The following is a 20,734-nucleotide window of genomic DNA, read 5'->3' as shown; positions in this document are numbered from 1 at the left end:
GGCCTCGAACCTAGGCCTTCGCGTCGGCGGTGTCGCGTGCAGGCTCGGACTTGGTTGCGACGAAGCGGTAGCCGACGTTGCGGACCGTGCCGATCAGCGTCTCGTTGTCGGTGCCGAGCTTGGCGCGCAACCGCCGGACGTGGACGTCGACCGTCCGGGTGCCGCCGAAGTAGTCGTAGCCCCACACCTCTTGCAAAAGCTGTTGGCGGGTGAACACCCGGCCGGGGTGCTGGGCGAGGAACTTCAGGAGCTCGAACTCCTTGAACGTCAGGTCAAGGGTGCGATTCTCGAGCTTGGCGGTGTAGGTCACGTCGTCCACGACGAGACCGCTGGAGGAGATCACGTGGCTCTCGTGACCGCCGGCCTGGCTCGCGGCAAGCCTGCCGATGCCGAGTCGGAGCCGGGCCTCGAGCTCGGCCGGGCCCGCAGTCGTCAGGATCACGTCGTCCATGCCCCAGTCCGCCGCTGCGACGGCAAGGCCGCCCTCGGTCAGGATCAGGATCAGTGGGCACTCGACGCCCGTCGTGCGAATGACCCGGGTCAGGCTGCGCACCTGGGCGAGATCCAGACGTCCGTCGACCAGCACGGCGTCGCACGGGGGTGCGTCGATCAGGGCGCTGGCCTCGGCAGGCAGGATCTTGACATGGTGCGGCAGGAGAGCGAGCGCGGGCAGCACCTCGACCGAGGACTGCGTGCTCTTGGTGAGCAGGAGCAGGTGGGACATCAGTCATCCTCCGTGCTGCGTGGCTAGCCGGGTCTGCTTCTGAACGACGAGGCCATGGCGGATCGCCGTGGCCTCGATGCATGGACCACAATACGACATGTGTCGGACCAGTTGCCACGAGAAGACGTGAATGAGAACGGCGTCACAGTGCACTACTGGGCGTCTGCGCGCTCCGCGGCCGGGGTCGCGGCCGAGCAGGTTCCGGCCAGCACGTTGGCCGCCCTGATCGAGGAGATCAGTCGGCGTCACCGGGATCGGGACCGGTTCGACGACGTGATCTCGACCTGCTCGATCCTGGTCGGGGAGACGCCAGTCGGTGCGCGCGACCACGCCGAGGTGACGTTGCACACCGGCGACACGGTGGAGTTCCTGCCACCGTTCGCGGGCGGCTGAGTGGCCGAGTCCGGGCCAAACCGCGCCAGCAACTGGCATCATGCGGGGGTGTCACGCCTCGGATCGACCTTGATGTCACTAGTGCTGGTCGGCATGATCACGCTCACCGCCTATACGGGCCCGGTCTTCGTCGCGGCCTCGGTGGTCCTGGTGCAGGTCCTGATCGCTCTGGCACCCAGCGCTGTCGATCCCTCGGGCCGATCGATACGGTCGCCCCACTTCATCGCCGCGCTGAGTGCCGGCAGCGTCGCGACGGCGATCGCCCTGTTCCCGGGGCTGTTGGACGGCGCTGCGGGCTCGTCGCCCGACGTCGTCGGCGCGACCGACACCGGCATGCTGGCCGGGATCATGCCGGCCATCGCGGTGGGGGTGTTCGTCTCCCTCGTCGCGCAGATGCTGCGCACCGACGGCCGGGCCGATCTGGTGCCGTCGACGGCCTACGCCGTGACGCTCGGGGTCTTCGCGGCGCTGACCACGGGGTGGATCGGTGCGACCCAGTCACTCGGCGGGCCCGAGGTGGTCGCGGTCGGCGGGGCCGGAGTCGCCGCCGGACTTGTGGTGTGGCTGATCCCGATGGACAGATACGTCGCGGCTTCGGCCGCGATCGTTGCGGGCGCGGCGGGCGGCGCCACGGTCGCCTCCACGGTCGACTCACCCATGACGTGGGTGTTCGGCATCGCGGTCGGCTCGGCTGCTGCACTGTTCGCGGTCCTGGGCCAGGTGCTCGGCCGGGCCTGGTCGCGAGGTCGTACGCACGCCGCCGCGGGATGGGGCTTCCCGGGAGCGATGTCGATCGCCCTCGCGGCACCCCTCGTGTACGTCGGTGGCCAGCTCATCGGTGCGCCCGGACTCTGATCACGGCCTGGGGCACTCGACGGCCCGACGTAAACTCATCGCATGATCGGAATCGTCGTTCTCCTGGTGGCTGTGCTGCTGACGGCCATCACGGCGATGGCGTTCAAGGCCCGCAACGGGCGGTTCGCTGCGTCGACGGTGCCGGCGGGTGCTGAGGTCCTGACAGCTGCCGACCTCGGGGGCGCTCTGGGGGAGCGAGCCACGCTGGTCCAGTTCTCGAGCGCATTCTGCTCGCCGTGCCGGGCGACGCGGATCCTGCTCGACGATGTCGCGGCCAAGCTTGATGGCGTCGTCACGATCGACATCGACGCCGAGGCGCACCTCGACATGGTTCGCCGACTCAACATCATGCGCACGCCCACGGTCCTCGTGCTGGACGCCGGTGGTGCGATCTCGACCCGCGCCTCGGGGCTCCCGCGACGCGAGCAGGTCCTGGCTGCGCTCGGCGAGGCCATCCCCTGACTTCGGGGCCTCCCATTGCAGCAACCGAGCCAACATGTGAGACAACTGTCCACATGGCGAGATGTTTGACGCTTCGAGGGATGTCCCGCCCTACTCTTGAGCCATGTTCCAGACGACACACCTGACGCGGCGCCGAGCAGTGGACAACTGCTGCACGTCCTCGTCGTTGTGTCGAATGCGCTGACACCCCTCGTCCGTCAGTTCTCGCACGCCCAGGCCAGGCCGGGCCGTGCCTTTCAGCGCAGGAGCATCATGTCCCAACCCCATCTCGTCGACCCCCGAGGCCTTCGGGTCGCCGCCACCGCCACTGCGACGGTCCTCGCTCTCGTCCTGGTCATTCCCGGCCAGGTCGGGGTGTGGTTGCTGGCCGCGCAGGTTGCGATCTTCGCCGTCGCGGCGCTGGTCGGCCTCAAGTACTCGCCATACGCGATCGTGTTCGCCCGCTTCATCCGGCCGCGGATCGGCGCACCGACCGAGCTCGAGGACGCCCGGCCGCCCCGATTCGCCCAGATCGTCGGGCTGTCGTTCACGGCGGTCGCGCTGCTCGCATTCCTCGGCGGGGCCGCGACGGTCGCCTACATCGCCGCGGCGTTGGCGCTGATGGCGGCACTGCTCAACGCAACCGTGGGCCTGTGCCTCGGCTGCGAGCTCTACCTGGCGGTCCGCCGGCTCACGCCGGTCAACGCCTGAGCCCAGCGCACCACGACATCCATCCCCACATCAGCTCAATCGCCCGACAGGGCACAACGGAGGTACACCATGAGCCGCGAATCAGCGCTCGTCACAGCAAACTGGGTCGAGGAAAACCTCAACGACCCGACCATCGTCCTCATCGAGGTCGACGAGGACGCCGAGGCGTACGACAAGGGTCACATCCCCGGTGCGATCAAGCTCGACTGGAAGGCCGACCTTCAGGATGGCGTCCGCCACGATTTCATCGGCAAGGACAAGCTCGAGGCGCTCCTGTCGGCCAAGGGCGTAGGTACCGACGACACCCTCGTGTTCTACGGAGGCAACAACAACTGGTTCGCGGCCTACGCCTACTGGTACCTCAAGTACTACGGTCACGACAACCTTCGGCTGCTCGACGGCGGCCGCAAGAAGTGGGAGCTCGACAGCCGTGAGCTGAGCAGTGAGGTGCCGAGCCGCGAGGCCACGGTCTACACCGCCACGCAGCCCGACGACAGCATCCGGGCGTTCCGCGACGAGGTCATCGGCGCGATCGGCGTCCAGAACCTGATCGACGTCCGCAGCCCCGACGAGTACGCAGGTCGCCTGCTCGCGCCGGCCCACCTCCCGCAGGAGGCAGCGCAGATCGGCGGGCACATCCCGACCGCGGGCAATGTGCCGTGGAGCAAGGCTGCCAACGACGACGGCACCTTCCGCAGCGATGCAGAGCTCGCCACGCTCTATGCCGGAGCGGGTCTGGACGAAGGCAAGGACACCATCGCCTACTGCCGCATCGGTGAGCGGAGCTCGCACACGTGGTTCGTGCTCAAAGAGATCCTTGGCCACGACAACGTCAAGAACTACGACGGATCGTGGAGCGAGTATGGCTCGCTGCGCGGCGTTCCGGTCGCTCTGGGCGACGAGCCGGGTGCTGCCTGATGTGCGGCGCGATCAAGGGCGGACCTTCGCTCGAGGGTGTCGACGTGGCCAACCAGGCCGTGATCCAGGGCATCGTGACGCGTGACGGCCAGCCGGTCGGCAACGCGTACGTCCGCCTGCTCGATCGCACCGGTGAGTTCACCGCCGAGGTCCCGACCTCGGTGACGGGCCAGTTCCGGTTCTTCGCCGGCCCCGGCGAGTGGACGCTACGCACGTTGGCCCCCCGGGCGATCTCGGTCGACAGCCCTGTCACGGCCGCCAAGGGCAGCGTGGCCGAGGTGGCCGTCGCGGTCTGAGCGCTACCAGCATCCAGCGAGGTGCGTCCGGCTCCGGCCGGGCGCACCTCGTCTTGCGTGCACCGCTGCGACCGGCGAGGTCCGAAATCTGGCACAGCAATCGATGTGGCTGCGCTAAGGTTTGGCGTAACGAAGCGCCGCAGACGCTCGTTAGGCACGATGTACGGTGTTTTTTTCTGCACGACCGTCTTGCCTGCATCATCAAATCTCGGAACTCTGGGAGCGTAATGTTCAAACTCCGGCTCGCTGCCGTGGCAGCCATCGCAGGTGCTGTGACCCTGCTGACTTCCAGCGTCGCCCAGGCCTACCCCGACTGCGGCATCGCCCTGTCGCTCAACAACTCCACGCTCGAAGGCGGTCAGTCCTTCAAGTACACCGCCGACGCCGGCACGGTCGACTGTGACTGGACCGTGACCTACGCGGGCAAGTCCAAGACCGGTTCGGGAACGTCGATCAGCGGATCCTTCGGCACCGAGGTGGTCACCAAGAAGACCACCTCCAAGATCACCGCGAGCTGCGAGCACGCCACCGGTGTTGCGCCGGCCTCTGCTCCCACGCAGTCGTCCGACGCCAAGCCCGCGTTCTACTCGACCGGCTCCTCGGCGGTCCTCCAGGCCGCGGACGACACGGTGGACTACCCCACATCGACGTGCCCGGTCTCGGCCACCGTGACGCTGCTCCCCAAGGGCGTGAGCGACGCGGGTGACGGAATCCTCCCCAACACGGGCGGATCCAGCTTGTGGATCCTGCTCGCGGGCGGTGCCCTGATCATGGCCGGAGGTGGCGTCACGCTCGCCTCACGCCGTCGCCACCAGACTCGCTGAGATTCCTGAACAGTTGCGTATGCGCGTCCTGACTTCGGGACGCGCATACGCGTCTGTGTGGGCCTGGCGATGAGGATCGGCAGATTCGGCGGTCGCACCAGGTATCACCATCACCGGCCGTGGTACCAACGCATCACCCGCGTCCAGGTCGGTTGGGGAGTGCTGGGTCTGATCGTCGTGCTGCTGGCGGCATTCGGGCTGCAGGCGCGACAGGCGAGCTCGTCGCTGCGGCTTGCTGCCAACCAGGCCGAGGTGTTGCAGAGCCAGATCGTGGCCGGCGACGACGTGGGCGCCAAGGCGACCCTCGTCGGGCTGCAGGAGTCCGCGGCCGAGGCGCGCAGTCGCACGGACGGGATCCTGTGGATCGTCGGCTCGCACGTGCCCTACTTCGGCAAGAACGTCTCCGCTGTGCAGACGGTGGCTGACGTCATCGACCAGATCTCGCAGGAAGCGATGCCTCCGGTCGTCAAGCTGTCCAAGCAGGTCAACCTCAACACGTTCAGCCCGCGTGACGGCAAGGTCGACCTCGCGGCGATCAACGAGATCCGCCCGTCTATCGCGGCGGCGGACGAGGCGCTTGCAGCAGCGAATGACAAGCTCGTGAAGATCGATGCAGACTCCCTGCTGGTGCCGATCCGTGGGCCGGTAGCGACGATCCAGAACAAGATCGCGACCGCTGGCTCGGCGGCCAGCTCGAGCCGCACCGCCGCCCAGCTCCTCCCGTCGATGCTCGGCGGCAAGGACACCAGGCGCTATCTGCTGCTGATCCAGAACAATGCCGAGGTCCGCCCCACTGGCGGTATCGCCGGGTCGTTCGCAATCCTCAAGGCCAAGAACGGCAAGCTCTCGATGGGCGAACAGGGATCGACCCAGGATCTCCCCCCCGTCGCGAAACCTGTCATCCCGATGACCAAGGACGAGAAGACGGTCTTCCCCACGACCCTGGTGACTGACCTGCGCGACGCCAACATCACTCCCGACTTTCCGCGGACGGGTGAGATCACCCGGGCCCTGGTCAAGAAGGGACTTGGTGTCGACGTCGATGGGGTCATCTCCGTCGACCCCATCGCGCTGAGCTACGTGCTCGGCGGCACGGGGCCGGTCACGGTCGACAACGGAGCAGTGATCGACCAGTCGAATGCCGTCAGCACCCTGCTCAACCGGCTCTACCGCCAGGTTCAGGACAACGACGAGCAGGACGACTTCTTCGCCTCGGCCGCACGCAAGATCTTTGATGTCGTCAAGTCCGGCGACGGGCAGTCGCGAGTCGTCATCTCGGCGCTGGTGGCCGCCGCCAACGAGAACCGGCTCACGGTGTGGTCCTCCCACGAGGACGAGCAGCGCGAGATCCGGACCACGAACCTGTCCGGAGCCGTGGGCGGGGATGACGGGGAGACGCCCCACGTCGGCGTCTACCTGAGTGACGCAGCCTCCACCAAGATGGAGTTCTACCTTGACTACACGACGATCCTTCGGACCGGTCGCTGCCTTCGGGGGGACGTCCAGGAGCTCAGCACGACGACCGAGCTGAGGTCGAACGCGCCGTCGAACGCGGACCGCTTGTCACCGTACGTCACTGGCACCGGTGCCTTCACGCCACGCGGCACGATGCGGATCAGCGTGCGCGCCTACTCGCCATTCGACGGTGGCTTCACCGAGGTGCGGGTCAACGGCAAGAAGCAGACCGTCTATGCCGACCGGCACCTGGGCCGCAACGTCACGAGCGTGACGCTGGTGATCAACCCGGGCGAGACCTACACCGTCACGACGTCGATGATCTCGGGTCGCGGCCAGCGCGGCGACGCGGTGTTCTCCACGACGCCGGGTGTGCAGCAGACGCTCAACAACGTGCGGGTCCAGTCCGCCTGCGGCTGATTTACGGCCGTCTCAGCCGACGTCCTTGCTGTCCTTCAGCAGGTCGCCGGGGTACTTCGTGAGGTAGGTGTCCAGGTCGTCGTCGCGCAACGCTGCGAAGAGCTCCTGCGACTTGGCGTCCTCGAGCCTGACGATGCTTCCGTAGACCGGGATCGTCTCGGTGCCGGCGACAGGCATCTGCACGAATGAGACATCCTTGGCCTGCATCCCGCGGAGCGAGAGCGCGAGTCCACGCATGTCGCCCCCGGACCACTCCTCGTCGACCGTGAGGTTCTTGGTCAGGGCCTTGACGGTGTTGATGAGCTTGACCGGATTGCTCATGGTTCCTTTGTCGAGCATCTTGCCCATCAGGGCACGCAGGAAGTTCTGCTGACGCGCGATGCGGTCGAAGTCGCCGCGGAGCAGGCCGTGTCGCTGCCGGACGTACTGCAGGGCCTTCTTGCCCTTGAGGTTGTAGTCGCCAGCCAGCCACTGAACGTCCTGAGCGGAGTCGTAGGTGTCGGCGGGGATGTGGACCGGGACTCCACCGACGGCGGTCGACAAATCCTTGAAGCCCTCCCAGTCGATGATGGCGAGATGCTTCATGCGCAGGTCCGTCAGGTGCTCGACGGTCGAGATCGCGCCGGCGGGCCCGTACTCCGAGAACGCGGCGTTGATCTTGTTCTGACCCTGCGGCTGCCCGTTGGCGTCATAGATCGTGGTGAACGTGTCGCGGGGGATCGAGGTCAGGAACGACGACTTCCGGTCGGCCGATATGTGCACGATCATGATGGTGTCGCTGCGGTACTTGCCGGCCGGCCAGGTCGCGGACTTGGCGTCCTCGGCGACGTTGGCCTTGGCCTCTTCGGCGGTCTGTCCCGCGACCTGCTCGCCCTTGTCCGAGCCCAGCAGGAGGATGTTGAGCGCATCGCCCTCGTCGGGATCGGGGCGGTCCGCCTCGTCGAGCGTCTTGGTCGTGACGTTGTCGACGTTGCCGAGCTGCTTGTTCAGGACGTACGCGTATGCGGCGGTGCCGATGACCGGCACGACGACGACGAGGGCCACGAGGGCGACGAGTAGCTTGCGGTGGCGGCGGTGGAAGGGTTGACCTCCATCGCGGCGCTTGCCAGCGTCGCGATACCTCTTGCCGATCTTGCCTGCCATCGTGCTCCGTTCTCAGGGAATCCAGTCCATTCTGCCGGGTGCTGGCAAGGCGACCAACTCGAATTGGTTCAGAGATCGATGATCAGCGTGGTGGGGCCATCATTCGTGAGGGACATCTCCATGTCAGCCCCGAACACACCCTGGGCGACCATGGCCCCAGCCCCGCGCAGGCTGGCACAGAAGTGGTCGTAGAGGGGCTCGGCGACAGCCCCCGGCGCGGCCGCCGTCCAGGTCGGTCGGCGGCCCTTGCGGGCGTCTCCATAGAGCGTGAACTGACTGACCACGAGGATGCCGGCACCGATGTCTGCCGCGGACTCCTCGCCGCGCAGGATCCGCAGGTTCCAGATCTTGGTCGAGAGCCGCTCGGCGGTCTCGGTGGTGTCGTCGTGCGTCACGCCCAGCAGGACCACGAGGCCCGTACCGATGGCCCCCACGGTCTGGCCGTCGACGTCGACTCGAGCCTGGGTGACGCGCTGCACGACGGCTCTCATCGGTCCAGCGTAGAGCCCCACCGTAGACTGGAAACATGCCGTTCGAGATACCGTCCGACCTTCACCCCGACCTGATGCCGGTCGTGTGGTTGCTGGGCAACTGGCACGGCGACGGGCACGGGGACTATCCGACGATCGATGGGTTCACCTTCGAGCAGGACATCGTCTTCGCGCATGACACGCGCCCGTTCCTCCACTACTTCAGCCGCACGTGGATCACCGACGAGGCTGGCAAGCGGGTGCGACCCGGTGCTCTGGAGACCGGTTTCCTGAGACCCAAGGGCGAAGGCCAGCTGGAGCTCGTCCTGGCGCATCCGACCGGCTACGCCGAGGTTTGGTACGGCGAGGTCGACGGACCACGAATCACCCTGGCGACCGACATCGTCGCCCGCACCGCCACGGCGAAGGAGTACACCGCCGGACAGCGGATGTACGGACTCGTCGAGGGCGACCTGATGTACGCGTACGACATGGCTGCCGAGGGCCAGGAGATGCAGTCCCACCTGTGGGGGCGACTGGCCCGTGTCTGAGCACCGCAGCCCGCTCCTGGCCCTCCACGGCGCCGTGGGCGGCGATGCGCCCGACGGCGACGTCGCGGCGCATTACGGCGCTATCTCTGCCGAGCAGCACCGTTTGGCCACGGGCGAGACATTCGTGGACCTTTCGCATCGGGACGTCGTCACGATCAGCGGGCCCGACCGACTGACCTGGCTACACTCGCTGACGACCCAGTTCTTGGAAGGTCTCGCGCCCGGCGTGCAGACCGAGGTGCTGCTCCTCTCGCCACAGGGCCGCATCGAGCACGGGTTCTCCGGAGTCGACGATGGCGAGATCTTCTGGGCCCACACCGAGCCCGGCGCGGGCGCTGCGCTGGTGGAATTTTTGGACCGGATGCGGTTCATGATGCGGGTCGACGTGGTTCTGGCAACGGCCGACTGGGCTGTCATCGGTCGCCCCCGTGCCACGGGCGCAGACGGCCCACCTGTGTTGTCGTGGGAGCTCCGCCCGCGCGAGTCCCTCTTGGACCTGCCGGCGGAACTTGGCGACCCGGTCGGGCTGTGGGCATGGGAGGCCGCGCGGATCGAGTCCGGACTGGTGCGTGTCGGTCTGGACACCGATGAGCGTGCGATTCCCAACGAGTTCGGCCTGCTGGGCGTGGCGGTTCACCTCGACAAGGGCTGCTATCGCGGCCAGGAGACCGTCGCCCGCGTACACACCCTCGGCCGACCGCCTCGCCGTCTGGTCCGGCTGCTGCTGGACGGTTCGGTGGACCACCTGCCGTCGCATGGCTCGGACGTGACTCTCGACGGCGTTCGGGTGGGCTTCGTCGGATCGGCGGCACGTCACCACGAGCTCGGGCCGATCGCCCTGGCCGTCGTCAAGCGCAACGTCGCCACCACCGCCACGTTGCTGGCCGACGGGGTCGCCGCCAACCAGGAGGTGCTCGTCGATCCGGAGGCCGGGCTCCACGTCCGACCGGTCCTGGGCTGATGACCGCCCGTCGCTTCGCGATCCTGGCAGTGTGCACCGCCAACATCTGCCGGTCCCCGATGATCGAGGCGCTCCTGCGGGCATCGTTGGTCCCGGACAGGTTCGAGGTCGCCAGCGCCGGAGTGCAGGGCTGGGACCGGCAACCGATGGACGCGATGGCCACGATGGAGCTGATGCGGCTCGGGCACTCGGCGAAGAGCTTCCGGTCACACGCGATCGATTCCTATCTCGTCGATTCCGCAGACCTGATCCTGGCGGCGACCCGTGAACATCGCTCGGCGATCCTCTCGATGAGCCCGCGTGCCCTGCGCCGGACCTTCACGCTGCGTGAGTTCGCGGCCCTGGGCGATCTGGTCGAGGGCAGCGATCCGTACGAGCTGGTCGCCAACGCAGCGCGTCAGCGCAGCAAGGCTCCCAGCAACGCCGACATCGACGATCCGTATCGCCGAAGCCCGGCGATACATCGTCGTACCGCGGACCAGATCGACGAGGCCGTCGACGCGATCAGCCGCCGGCTCAACGCGCTCGTCGCGGTCCAGTGAGTCTGGTCCGCTAGGACCGGCGCGCCCCGCCCCTGCGACCGCCGGTGGCCTGCGCGAAGTAGTCGGGTCCGTAGCCGTACCCGTAGCCGTACCCGTAGCGAGACAGCTCCTTGACCGGCGACATGCTCAGCACCGTGCCGAGCAGCCGGGCGCCGACGGAGTGCAGGCGTTCGGTCGCGGTGCGTACCTCGTCGCGGCTGGTCTGGCCGTGACGCACGACCAGGATTGCCCCGTCCGAGATAGAGGCGAGCAGCGAGGCGTCGGTCACCGGCAGGAGCGGTGGCGCATCGATCAGCACGATGTCGTAGCGGTGCCGCAGATCCGAGACCAGCGCTCGCATCGCGTTGGTCTGCAGGATCTCCGACGGGTTGGGTGGCAGCGATCCGCTGGTCAGGACGTCGAGTCCCGGGGTCGCGGCAGGCTGCAGCGCTGCGTCGAGGGTCACCCGACCGACGAGGACCGTGGTCAGCCCGACGGCCTTCTCGATGCCGAGGTACTCGCTGACCCGCGGCCGGCGCAGGTCGCCTTCCACCAGCGCGACCCGGGAACCGGTCTGTGACAGCGCAATGGCCAGGTTGCACGCCGTGGTCGACTTGCCCTCGCCGGCCAAGGAGCTCGTGATCGTGATGACCTTGGTGTCCCGGTCGATGTCGAGGAACTGCAGGTTCGTCCGCAGGATCCGGATCGCCTCGAATCGAGGGTGGTGCGTCCCGAGCGAGGTGATGAGTGGTGAGTCGACCGCGGCGCGGTCGTACGCGATGGCGCCGAGCACCGGCGCTTCGGAGATCTCCTCGAGCTCGGCCGGGGTGCGGATGCTGTGGTCGGAGGCCTTGCGTGCCCACGTCAGGAGGAGTCCGGCGAGCAGTCCGAGGATTCCTCCGGCTGTCAGCCAGCCCGCCCGTGACGGGCTCGACGCCGTGGTCGGGACGGCAGCCTTCTCGACCACGGTCGCGGTGAGGTCGGTGTCCAGCGTGCCGAACCAGGTCACGAACGTCTCGGCGGCGGACTGGCCGATCTCGGCGGCGCGCTCGCGGCTGCCGTCCTCGGCGGTTGCCCGCAGCGTGGAGGTGCCGGGGACGACCTCGCCGTCGAGGCGGAGATCGACCGAGCGTCCGCTCATCGGCAGGCCGAGATCCTGCACGACTCGCCCGGCAGTGCCTCGCCCACCCAGCACCTGTGCGTACGACTCGACCGTTCGGTCGGACACTGCGCGAGTGCTCTGGGCGACGGGCGGAGAGATCAGGATGTCGGCATGGGCGGTGTAGAGCGGGGACGCCGAGGCCAGATAGGCCCCGGCCAGAACCAGTCCGATCACCGTCATGACCACGATCGACGGCCACCGTCGCAACAGCAGCTTGGCGGGATGACCCTGCTTCATCGGACAACTCCTCGGTGATGTGGAACCTGCAGACGAAGGCTACGACACCCGGACGCCGACTCGTGGCCCATCTGCCACGGCGGGTTTGGGCGGGCGTAACCCCATTGGCCAACGATCGTTTCTATTGCAGAGCGTCCTTCCGCCCGACCCCCGCAGAGCTGAGATTCCCATGGACTACACACCGATCGGCATGAGCCGCGTGCTCATGGCATTCGCGTGCACGGGCTTCGTCGCGTTGCTTCCGCCGTTGTTCATGTGGCTCCAGTCCGGACACGACGGATTGCTGTCGGCCTTCGCCGACACCGAGGGTGGTTATGGTGACCTCGTACTCGGAGCAGGGAGCGTCGCGCTGACGGCCTCGTTGATCGGGGCACTCATGTTCGCGATCGCACTGGGACGTCGGATGGTTCGGCGGCCGTCCCGCGCGTGAGCCTCCGGATGGATTCCGCCACCAACTCGGGGCTAGGCGGAACGGAACTGGGCGTGAGAGCCGCGACGGATCGTCGAGGTGCCGACTGGGAGCGTCACTACGGCCGCATCCTCGTGCTCTCCGACCTGGTGATCCTGGTCTGGGTCTTCGCAACCGCGCACGTCGTGTGGGCTGCGAGCATCGCCGAGGTCGGATTCGAGGCATTCACGCCTGAGCTGGTCGGAGCATCGGTCGGGATGGCCATGCTGTGGCATGTCGTCCTGACTCTGGCCGGCACCCGTGACACCCGGGTCTTCGGCGCCGGACCCGAGGAGTACAAACGGGTCTTCAGCTCCACGCTCGTGGTGTTCGCGGTCATCGCGTTCTGCGGCTACATGGCCGAGTTCAAGGTCCCGAGGATGTACGTCCTGGTGCTGCTGCCCTTCGGGTTGACCCTGCTGGCCCTGAGTCGCTGGTCGTGGCGCCAGTGGCTTCTGGTGCGTCGACAGCGCGGGCAGATGACGTACGCGGCGATCGTGATCGGCAGCACCGCGGCGGTCGAGAACATTGCCGCGGTGATCGGCCGCAACGCGGTGTTCGGCTACCGGTTGACGGGCGCCTGCATCACGACGCCGGACCCGCCGCGTCAGGTCGCGGGTGTCCCGGTCCTGGGGGGCGTCGACGGCCTCACCCAGACCGTGCTGGCATCCGGTGCCAACGCCCTCATCGTGACATCGTCAGATGCGATGCACCCCGACATGGTCCGTCGGCTCGGCTGGGACCTCGAGGGCTACGACATCGAGATCATCGTGGCGCCCTCGCTGGCCAACATCGCTGGGCCGCGGGTGCACATCCGCCCCGTGGCCGGACTGCCGTTGCTGCACGTCGAGCAGCCGTCCTACCGGGGTGCGCAGCGCTGGGCCAAGGGTCTGTTCGATCGCGTCGGTGGCCTCGCGCTGGTCCTCGCGTTCTCGCCCGTGCTCGTTGTGCTCGCGGTCGCGATCAAGCTCACCAGCGCCGGCAAGGTGTTCTTCGTGCAGGAGCGGGTCGGGCAGGACGGCCAGACGTTCGGCATGATCAAGTTCCGCAGCATGGTGGAGGGCGCGGACGCGATGCTCGCGGACCTGGAGCCCGATACCGGCAACATCGTGATGTTCAAGATGCGGGACGACCCTCGGGTGACCCGGGTTGGCCGATTCCTTCGGCGCTACTCCTTGGACGAGCTGCCGCAGCTGTTCAACGTCCTCAAGGGCGACATGAGCCTGGTGGGACCGCGACCACCCCTGGTCTCGGAGGTCTCCGGCTACGCCGCCGAGGCCCGTCGTCGGCTGCTGGTGCGCCCCGGCATGACCGGTCTGTGGCAGATCTCGGGGCGTTCCGAGCTGGATTGGGAGGACACCGTCCGGCTCGATCTGTACTACGTCGAGAATTGGTCCCTGGTGGGCGACATGCTGATCCTGTGGAAGACGTTCCGGGCAGTTGTGTCGTCCGCGGGCGCCTACTGAGTCCAATGACACTCCGGTTGCGCATCCGTGAGTTTCACCGATCATGCCGACGACCGATACCGTGGACCTTGCGCGAGCACGCGCGGCTGCGCCCCCGATTCACGGCGGTTTCCAGTGTCGCCGGGATCAAGCGAGATCCGCCCCCGCGTCATTCGAGACGAGAGCAATCATGACCACCGAAGAAACCCCGTCCACGCCGACGTTCGCCGAGCTCGGCCTCGTCGACTCCCTCGTCAGCAGACTGTCGTCGCTGGGATACGAGACCCCGACCCCGATCCAGGCCCGCGCGATCCCGACCCTGCTGGAGGGCAAGGACGTCGTCGGCCTGGCGCAGACTGGCACCGGCAAGACCGCGGCGTTCGCGCTGCCGATCCTGCAGAAGATCGATCCCTCCAACGCCAAGACGCAGGCCATCGTGCTCGCCCCGACCCGTGAGCTCGCGCTCCAGGTCTGTGAGGCGATCACCGCGTACGCCGTCAACATCCCCGGAGTCCGGGTCCTTCCGGTCTACGGCGGGCAGGGCTACGGCTTCCAGCTCTCGGGCCTGCAGAAGGGCGCCCACATCGTCGTCGGCACCCCCGGCCGCGTGATCGACCACCTCGAGCGCGGCAGCCTGGACCTGACGGCGCTGGAGTTCCTGGTGCTCGACGAGGCCGATGAGATGCTCAACATGGGCTTTGCCGAGGACGTCGAGCGAATCCTCGCCGACACTCCGGAGTACAAGCAGGTCGCCCTGTTCTCCGCAACGATGCCCAAGCAGATTCGCAGCCTGGCCAAGAAGTACCTGCACGACCCGGTCGACATCGCGACGCCCAAGGCCACGACCTCGACCGCGACGGTCCGCCAGCGCTGGATCCAGGTGTCGCACCACCACAAGCTCGATGCGCTGACGCGTCTGCTCGAGGTCGAGACCGGTGACGGCATGCTCGTGTTCGTGCGCACCAAGTCGGCGACCGAGGAGCTGGCCGACAAGCTGCGCAGCCGCGGCTACTCCGCGGCAGCCCTCAACGGCGACCTCGTGCAGGCCCAGCGTGAGCGCACCGTCGCGCAGCTCAAGTCCGGCGGGATCGACCTGATCGTGGCGACGGATGTCGCGGCCCGTGGGCTCGACGTGGACCGGATCACCCATGTCGTCAACTACGACATCCCGCACGACACCGAGGCCTATGTCCACCGCATCGGCCGCACAGGCCGGGCCGGGCGCACCGGTGAGGCGATCCTCTTCGTCACACCGCGTGAACGCCGCATGCTGTCGGCGATCGAGAAGGTCTCCGGCCGTCCGGTCGAGGAGATGTCGGTGCCCTCCGCCGAGGAGGTCAATGAACGCCGTGCGGGCCGATTCGCCAACGCAATCACCTCGAGCATGGGCTCGCCGCAGTTCCATGCCTTCCGCACGCTCGTCGAGGAGTACGTCAGCGAGAACGAGGTCTCAATGACCGATGCCGCCGCCGCGCTCGCGGTCATGAGCCAGACCGACAAGGAGTTCTTCCTGCGGCCCGATCCGCCCAAGTCGGTCCGAGCCCCGCGTGACGATTCCGCCCCGCGCAGCAAGCCGGCCGGCTTCGATCGCTCTGACCGTCTGCCGTCAGAAGGTTCGGCGGTGTATCGCGTCGCGGTTGGCAAGCGGCACAAGATCGGCCCGTCGATGATCGTCGGAGCGCTCGCCAACGAGGGAAGCCTCAAGCGGTCGGACTTCGGCAAGATCACGATCGGCACCGAGCACACCCTGGTCGAGCTTCCGGTCGACCTCCCCGATGCGGTTTTCGAGGCGTTGGCCAACACGCGCATCTCCGGCAAGCTCATTGACCTGCAGCTTGACGACGGCCCGCCGATCAAGCGCACCCGCGAGGACCGCAAGGGCAGCAAGCCGTACGAGAAGAAGCCCTACGCCAAAAAGCCGTACGAGAAGAAGCCGTACGAGAAGAAGCCGTACGAGAAGAGCTCAGGCGAGAAGAAGCCGTACGAGAAGAAGCCCTACGAGAAGAAGCCCTACGAGAAGAAGTCCGGCCCAGGCTCAGCGTCGGGTGAAGGCACCCGCAAGCCCCGGCACAAGTAATGTTGCGGCTCGACAACGCCTCGAGGGCCTACGACTGGGGCTCGACGGCCGACATCCCGCGGTTCATGGGTCTCGAGCCGGGGGAGACCCCGGTGGCAGAGATCTGGATGGGGACGCACCCGCTCGGGCCGTCCACGATCCAGGGCCCGGATCGCACGATGTCGCTCGACGAGGTCGCTGGCGAGCTGCCGTTCATGTTCAAGATCCTCGCGGCGGACCGGCCGCTCTCGTTGCAGGTGCATCCCAGCGAAGCGATGGCGCAGGCCGGCTTCGCGGCCGAAGAGGCTGCCGGCGTTCCGTTGGAGTCGCCTACCCGCACCTACAAGGATCCGCACCACAAGCCCGAGATGGCCTACGCGCTGACGACGTTCGACACTCTCGTCGGATTCCGGCCGACCGCCGAGATCCTGCGCGTCCTCAACGGCATCGACACGCCTTTCGCGCAGAGCCTCGCGGAGGATCTGCACGCTGCGCCCGGCTTCCCGGGGATCGTGCGGCTCGTTGAACGGCTGCTGACCGAGCCCGTCGACCCGGGCGACATCGCGAGGGTCGTCGCGTGCTGCCGGACGTTGGTCGACCAGGGCATCGACGTCAAGCGTGCCTACGTCACCGCGACCGAGATCGCCGAGCACTATCCCGATGACATCGGAGTGATCATCTCGCTGGCGCTCAACCGGCTGACGCTGCAGCCCGGCGAGGCGGCCTTCTTGGGCACTGGCATCATCCATGCGCACCTGCGCGGCATGTGCCTGGAGGTCATGGCGGCGTCCGACAACGTCCTGCGAGCCGGCCTGACGACCAAGGCGCTGGACCCTGAAGGTCTGGTCAAGTGCCTGGACCGAGGCATGTCGCGGCTCGCCCGGGTGGCTCCCGAGCCGTTCGGATTTTCGACCGACGTGTTCAGCCCGGACGTGCGTGAGTTCGCGCTCGCCGTGAGCCAGTGCTCGCGCGCCGAGCCCGAGGGCACACTTCTCCCGACCGCACGGCAGCGCATCGTGGTCTGCACGGGTGGCGAGGTCGAGCTCGTCAACGAATCCGGCGAGCGACTCAAGCTCGGCCGCGGCGACGCGGTCTACGCCGGTCCTGACGACGGTGAGGTTCGTGTGGTTGGCACCGGGGAGGTCGCGCAGGCGTACACCCCGACGGCCGAGACCGTCGCGGGCGAGCTGATCGACCTGGTCCCGCCGTACAGCGAGCGCCAGCTCAAACGACGTCGACGCGGCCGCGGTCCTTCAGGGCGCTGACGACGTCCTTGACCTGCTGGACGTGCTCCCGGGTGGTCACGAGCAGAGCATCGGACGTGCGCACCACGACGACGTTGCGCAGCCCCACCACCGCGATCGTGGTGCCGTCGTCGGCGATGGCCAAGCCGTCGGAGTCGATCCACACCGTGTCCTGCGAGGAGGTGCCGCCGATGTCCTGCAGGGCGGCGTAGTCGCCGACGTCGTTCCAGGCAAAGGCGCCCGGAACGACGGCCATGCCACCTTCGAGAGAGACCGGCTCGGCGATCGCGTGGTCGATCGCGATCTTGGTCAGAGTCGGCCAGACCTCGTCGAGGAGCCCGTCCCGGTGCTCGGTCGACCAGCCGGCGGCGATCTTCGTGAGACCCGCGTGGAGTCCGGGCTGGAGTCGGGCGAGATGACCCAGCAGGACGTCAGTCCGAGTCACGAACATGCCGGCGTTCCAGCTGTGCAGCCCCGTCGCGACGTACGCCGTGGCAGTAGCCAGGTCAGGCTTCTCGACGAACTGGGTGACGGCGCGGGCCGAGCCGGCCCCGTCCACCGTCAGGTGGTCGCCGGACTCGATGTAGCCGAACGCCGTCGAGGGACCGGTCGGGGTGATGCCGATCGTGGTGATCATCCCCGTCTGGGCGACCGCAACGGCCTGTCCGATGGCCTCGGCGAACGACACCTGGTCGTCGATGACGTGATCGGCGGCGAACGACCCGATGATGGCGTCAGGGTCGGCCGATCCGATCACAGCTGCGGCGAGCCCGATGGCCGGCATCGAGTCGCGGGGTGATGGCTCGACGAACAGGCTCGTGAGCTCGGGCAGCTGCTTGCGAATCGCCTCGGCGTGCGCAGCGCCGGTCACGACGTGGATGTGCTCGGCGGGGATCAGATCGACCAGCCGGTCCCACGTCTGCTGCAGCAGGGAGCGACCTGAACCGTCCAGATCGAGCAAAAACTTCGGGCGCGCGGCGCGCGACAAGGGCCAGAGGCGGGTGCCGGCACCGCCTGCCGGGATCACGGCGTGGAACTGGGCGAGACTCGAAGAGGGTGCGGGCACCACGTCATCGTAGCCACGAGGGCGCGGGGCCGCGCCGGGTCCGATGTCTTCTACTCTGGCGGGATGGATGTCCTTGCCGAGATCGTGCGTTCCGGGTTCGTGGAGAGTCGTCATCGTGGCGTCGCCGTCGGGGTCGACCCCGCTGGAGAGGTGACCTGGTCGATCGGTGATCCGAGCACCGTGGTGTTCCCCCGGTCGTCGAACAAGCCGATCCAGGCGCTCGGCATGTTGCGTGCCGGTCTGCCGCTCGACGGCCGGCTGCTGGCGCTGTCGTCGGCGAGCCACTCGGGTGAGCAGCTGCACCTGGACGGCGTGCGCGAGATCCTGGCACTGGCCGGGCTGGACGAGACGGCCCTGCAGACACCGCCGTCGTACCCGCTCGACCCGCACACGCACGCGGACTACCTCCGCGCCGGTGGCCGACGAGCAGCAATCTGCATGGACTGCTCGGGCAAGCACGCCGCGATGCTGCTGACCTGCGTCACGCGGGACTGGCCGACTGCGAGCTATCTGGACCCGGATCACCCGTTGCAGCAGGAGATCACCGCAACGTTCACCGAGCTCACGGACGGTCCCCCCGCGGCGATCGGCATGGACGGGTGCGGGGCGCCGCTGCTGGGCACGTCGCTCCAGCGGCTGGCCAGCGCCATCGGCCGGATCGTGCAGAGCCCGAACGGAAGCCACGGCGCGCGGCTCGTGGGGGCCATGGTCGCGCACCCCGAGTACGTCAGCGGCACGACACGTGAGGAGCGCGACCTGATGCTGGCGTTCCCCGGCCTGATCGCGAAGTCCGGTGCCGAAAGCGTCTACGTGGCTGGACTGCCTGACGGTTCGGCGTACGCCGTCAAGATCGAGGACGGCGCGGAGCGACCCCTCTATGCGGTCATGGGGCGGGCTCTTGAGCTGGCTGGTCTCGAGGCGCCGATGCTGCGCGAGCGGCCACAGGTCCTGGGCGGCGGCCGATCCGTGGGCGAGCTCCGATTGACCTTCTGACCTGCGTAAACGCGTGTGACGCACATCGCTAGCGGCTCTGCTTGCATTTGCTAACTTTTGCAAGCAAACTGGAGGCATGGCCAAGTTGAGCATGCAGAGGACAGTCGAGGGACTCGGCGAATATCTGCGTGAGCAGCGAGGTCAGGCACAGATGTCGCTTCGACAACTGGCCGAGTTGACGGATGTCTCCAATCCGTATCTCAGCCAGATCGAACGAGGTCTGCGCCGACCTTCGGCAGAGGTACTGCAGCAGATCGCCAAGGCGCTGCGAATCTCCGCCGAGTCGCTCTACGTTCGTGCCGGCATCCTCGATGCCGACGAGAGCGGAGCCCGGATGGTCGAGGACGCCATAGCCCTCGACCCCCGTCTCACAGAGCGTCAGAAGACTGCGCTGCTCGATATCTATCGCTCCTTCGTCGGCACCGACGAAGCATCGGACACCGAGCTGGCCGCAACAGTGACCGAAGCCAACCAGGAGGAAATATGAGCATCACCGACACGATCAACACCCAGGTCAAGTCCATCGTCGACGACGTCAAGGCACTTCAGGACACCCTGAAGAAGCTCGACGTGTCCGACCTGCAGAAGCAGGCCCAGGACTTCGCCACGACCGCCCTCGGCACCGCGACGAGCGCGTACGCCGACCTCGCCAAGCGCAGCGAGAAGCTCGTTGCCCACGCCAACGGCAGCGTCGAGGACTACACCAAGCAGGCCAAGGGCTTCGCCGACGAGGCGCAGAAGCGCGCTGAGCAGCTCGTGACGGACGCCAAGAACACCGTCACCAAGGTGACGTCGAAGGCGCCGACCTCGGTACGCAAGGCTGCCGAGAAGGTTGACACCGCCGTCAAGAAGACGCCGGAGCCGGCCAAGAAGGCGCCTGCTGCGAAGAAGGCTCCGGCCGCCAAGAAGGCGCCTGCTGCGAAGAAGGCTCCGGCCGCCAAGAAGGCGCCTGCTGCGAAGAAGGCTCCGGCCGCCAAGAAGGCCCCCGAGGCCACGAAGGCTCCTGCCGCGAAGGCTCCTGCCGCGAAGGCTTGATCCCTCCGAATCGAAAGAGGCGGGTCCCCGACCGGGGGCCCGCCTCTTTCGTCGCCCGATAGCCTTCGGGCATGTTCGAGATCCAGAGCAACGTGATGATCATCTTGTCCATCGCGCTGTTCGCAGCCAAGGGCTTTGCCCTGGTCGACTCCGTCGCCAGGCCATCGGCTCAATTCACCTACATCGAGACGCTGCCCAAGCAGACCTGGATCATCATCCTGGTGCTCGCGGTGCTGGCCCACCTGCTGTGGTGGGCCCCACTGGGACTGCTCAACCTGCTCGGCACCGTTGCCGCGCTGGTCTACCTCGCCCAGGTGCGCGGTTCCTCGCACTGACGACCAGCGGGCACCGGCTGCACGCCGAAC

At 67.4% G+C, this 20,734-nt stretch carries 24 protein-coding genes; 19 read left to right on the top strand and 5 right to left on the bottom strand.

The window, feature by feature from the left end; genetic code table 11:
* Positions 1-10: 10 nt before the first annotated feature.
* Positions 11-724: a response regulator transcription factor gene (locus tag C6I20_RS13375; RefSeq protein WP_118396649.1), complete on the bottom strand. Its 714-nt coding sequence runs from the start codon at positions 722-724 to the stop codon at positions 11-13.
* Between the two features lie 126 nt (positions 725-850).
* Here C6I20_RS13375 and C6I20_RS13370 point away from each other — a divergent pair, with 126 nt between their 5' ends.
* The 8 genes from C6I20_RS13370 (at position 851) to C6I20_RS13335 (ending at position 7,037) form a co-directional block, all read left to right on the top strand.
* Entirely contained in the window at positions 851-1,117 is a 267-nt protein-coding gene (locus tag C6I20_RS13370) for a MoaD/ThiS family protein (RefSeq protein ID WP_254052142.1), read from the top strand.
* A 72-nt stretch (positions 1,118-1,189) separates the two neighbouring features.
* Positions 1,190-1,972 carry a hypothetical protein gene (locus tag C6I20_RS13365; protein ID WP_162891327.1) on the top strand — a complete coding sequence of 261 codons (783 nt, stop codon included), beginning with the start codon at positions 1,190-1,192 and terminating at the stop codon, positions 1,970-1,972.
* A 42-nt stretch (positions 1,973-2,014) separates the two neighbouring features.
* Entirely contained in the window at positions 2,015-2,434 is a 420-nt protein-coding gene (locus tag C6I20_RS13360) for a thioredoxin family protein (RefSeq protein ID WP_118396643.1), read from the top strand.
* A gap of 252 nt (positions 2,435-2,686) precedes the next feature.
* The gene (locus C6I20_RS13355; protein ID WP_118396641.1) at positions 2,687-3,124 is read left to right on the top strand and encodes a DUF4395 domain-containing protein; all 438 of its coding nucleotides are present in this window, start codon (positions 2,687-2,689) and stop codon (positions 3,122-3,124) included.
* A 69-nt stretch (positions 3,125-3,193) separates the two neighbouring features.
* Positions 3,194-4,042 carry a sulfurtransferase gene (locus tag C6I20_RS13350; RefSeq protein ID WP_118396639.1) on the top strand — a complete coding sequence of 283 codons (849 nt, stop codon included), beginning with the start codon at positions 3,194-3,196 and terminating at the stop codon, positions 4,040-4,042.
* The gene (locus C6I20_RS13345) at positions 4,042-4,338 is read left to right on the top strand and encodes a DUF1416 domain-containing protein (RefSeq protein WP_118396637.1); all 297 of its coding nucleotides are present in this window, start codon (positions 4,042-4,044) and stop codon (positions 4,336-4,338) included. Before C6I20_RS13350 ends, C6I20_RS13345 begins: the two co-directional genes overlap by 1 nt.
* 251 nt (positions 4,339-4,589) lie before the next feature.
* Entirely contained in the window at positions 4,590-5,162 is a 573-nt protein-coding gene (locus C6I20_RS13340; RefSeq protein WP_162891326.1) for an LPXTG cell wall anchor domain-containing protein, read from the top strand.
* 69 nt (positions 5,163-5,231) lie between these two features.
* Positions 5,232-7,037 carry a DUF4012 domain-containing protein gene (locus tag C6I20_RS13335; protein WP_162891325.1) on the top strand — a complete coding sequence of 602 codons (1,806 nt, stop codon included), beginning with the start codon at positions 5,232-5,234 and terminating at the stop codon, positions 7,035-7,037.
* Between the two features lie 12 nt (positions 7,038-7,049).
* On the opposite strand, the gene C6I20_RS13330 is transcribed toward C6I20_RS13335, so the two are convergent.
* The gene (locus C6I20_RS13330; protein ID WP_118396631.1) at positions 7,050-8,180 is read right to left on the bottom strand and encodes an LCP family protein; all 1,131 of its coding nucleotides are present in this window, start codon (positions 8,178-8,180) and stop codon (positions 7,050-7,052) included.
* Positions 8,181-8,248: 68 nt separating this feature from the next.
* Positions 8,249-8,671, bottom strand: a complete 423-nt coding sequence (dtd, locus tag C6I20_RS13325; protein ID WP_118396629.1) for a D-aminoacyl-tRNA deacylase — start codon at positions 8,669-8,671, stop codon at positions 8,249-8,251.
* A gap of 35 nt (positions 8,672-8,706) precedes the next feature.
* Here dtd and C6I20_RS13320 point away from each other — a divergent pair, with 35 nt between their 5' ends.
* Genes C6I20_RS13320 through C6I20_RS13310 form a run of 3 tightly spaced genes read left to right on the top strand, consistent with a single transcriptional unit; the run spans position 8,707 to position 10,704 of the window.
* Positions 8,707-9,201 (top strand): FABP family protein, encoded by a 495-nt coding sequence (locus tag C6I20_RS13320; RefSeq protein WP_118396627.1) that lies wholly within the window; start codon positions 8,707-8,709, stop codon positions 9,199-9,201.
* Positions 9,194-10,162: a folate-binding protein YgfZ gene (locus tag C6I20_RS13315; RefSeq protein WP_118396625.1), complete on the top strand. Its 969-nt coding sequence runs from the start codon at positions 9,194-9,196 to the stop codon at positions 10,160-10,162. Before C6I20_RS13320 ends, C6I20_RS13315 begins: the two co-directional genes overlap by 8 nt.
* The gene (locus C6I20_RS13310) at positions 10,162-10,704 is read left to right on the top strand and encodes a hypothetical protein (RefSeq protein ID WP_118396623.1); all 543 of its coding nucleotides are present in this window, start codon (positions 10,162-10,164) and stop codon (positions 10,702-10,704) included. Before C6I20_RS13315 ends, C6I20_RS13310 begins: the two co-directional genes overlap by 1 nt.
* Before the next feature lie 10 nt (positions 10,705-10,714).
* On the opposite strand, the gene C6I20_RS13305 is transcribed toward C6I20_RS13310, so the two are convergent.
* The gene (locus tag C6I20_RS13305) at positions 10,715-12,082 is read right to left on the bottom strand and encodes a polysaccharide biosynthesis tyrosine autokinase (protein WP_118396621.1); all 1,368 of its coding nucleotides are present in this window, start codon (positions 12,080-12,082) and stop codon (positions 10,715-10,717) included.
* Positions 12,083-12,251: 169 nt separating this feature from the next.
* Here C6I20_RS13305 and C6I20_RS13300 point away from each other — a divergent pair, with 169 nt between their 5' ends.
* The 4 genes from C6I20_RS13300 to manA all read left to right on the top strand — a co-directional run bounded on the left by C6I20_RS13300 (position 12,252) and on the right by manA (position 17,296).
* The gene (locus C6I20_RS13300; protein WP_118396619.1) at positions 12,252-12,512 is read left to right on the top strand and encodes a hypothetical protein; all 261 of its coding nucleotides are present in this window, start codon (positions 12,252-12,254) and stop codon (positions 12,510-12,512) included.
* Between the two features lie 53 nt (positions 12,513-12,565).
* Positions 12,566-13,996 carry a sugar transferase gene (locus tag C6I20_RS13295; RefSeq protein WP_216822892.1) on the top strand — a complete coding sequence of 477 codons (1,431 nt, stop codon included), beginning with the start codon at positions 12,566-12,568 and terminating at the stop codon, positions 13,994-13,996.
* 169 nt (positions 13,997-14,165) lie between these two features.
* Entirely contained in the window at positions 14,166-16,052 is a 1,887-nt protein-coding gene (locus C6I20_RS13290) for a DEAD/DEAH box helicase (RefSeq protein ID WP_118396614.1), read from the top strand.
* Positions 16,052-17,296 carry a mannose-6-phosphate isomerase, class I gene (gene manA / locus C6I20_RS13285; protein ID WP_118396612.1) on the top strand — a complete coding sequence of 415 codons (1,245 nt, stop codon included), beginning with the start codon at positions 16,052-16,054 and terminating at the stop codon, positions 17,294-17,296. The genes C6I20_RS13290 and manA overlap by 1 nt, the downstream gene beginning before the upstream one ends.
* On the opposite strand, the gene C6I20_RS13280 is transcribed toward manA, so the two are convergent.
* Positions 17,256-18,341 (bottom strand): mannose-1-phosphate guanylyltransferase, encoded by a 1,086-nt coding sequence (locus C6I20_RS13280; protein ID WP_254052141.1) that lies wholly within the window; start codon positions 18,339-18,341, stop codon positions 17,256-17,258. The two genes, manA and C6I20_RS13280, sit on opposite strands and share 41 nt — an antisense overlap.
* A gap of 63 nt (positions 18,342-18,404) precedes the next feature.
* Here C6I20_RS13280 and C6I20_RS13275 point away from each other — a divergent pair, with 63 nt between their 5' ends.
* The 4 genes from C6I20_RS13275 to C6I20_RS13260 all read left to right on the top strand — a co-directional run bounded on the left by C6I20_RS13275 (position 18,405) and on the right by C6I20_RS13260 (position 20,704).
* A complete protein-coding gene (locus tag C6I20_RS13275; RefSeq protein WP_118396609.1) occupies positions 18,405-19,334 on the top strand; it encodes an asparaginase in 930 nt (309 codons plus the stop codon).
* 76 nt (positions 19,335-19,410) lie between these two features.
* Positions 19,411-19,821 (top strand): helix-turn-helix domain-containing protein, encoded by a 411-nt coding sequence (locus C6I20_RS13270; protein WP_118396607.1) that lies wholly within the window; start codon positions 19,411-19,413, stop codon positions 19,819-19,821.
* Positions 19,818-20,369, top strand: a complete 552-nt coding sequence (locus tag C6I20_RS17420) for a hypothetical protein (protein ID WP_216822891.1) — start codon at positions 19,818-19,820, stop codon at positions 20,367-20,369. The genes C6I20_RS13270 and C6I20_RS17420 overlap by 4 nt, the downstream gene beginning before the upstream one ends.
* A 71-nt stretch (positions 20,370-20,440) precedes the next feature.
* Positions 20,441-20,704: a DUF2516 family protein gene (locus C6I20_RS13260; RefSeq protein WP_118396604.1), complete on the top strand. Its 264-nt coding sequence runs from the start codon at positions 20,441-20,443 to the stop codon at positions 20,702-20,704.
* Positions 20,705-20,734: the final 30 nt, after the last annotated feature.

The sequence above is a fragment of the Aeromicrobium sp. A1-2 genome, from assembly GCF_003443875.1.
Taxonomy (GTDB): domain Bacteria; phylum Actinomycetota; class Actinomycetes; order Propionibacteriales; family Nocardioidaceae; genus Aeromicrobium.
Note: the sequence above shows the minus strand (reverse complement) of the source record. Positions and strands in the feature narration are given on the sequence as shown.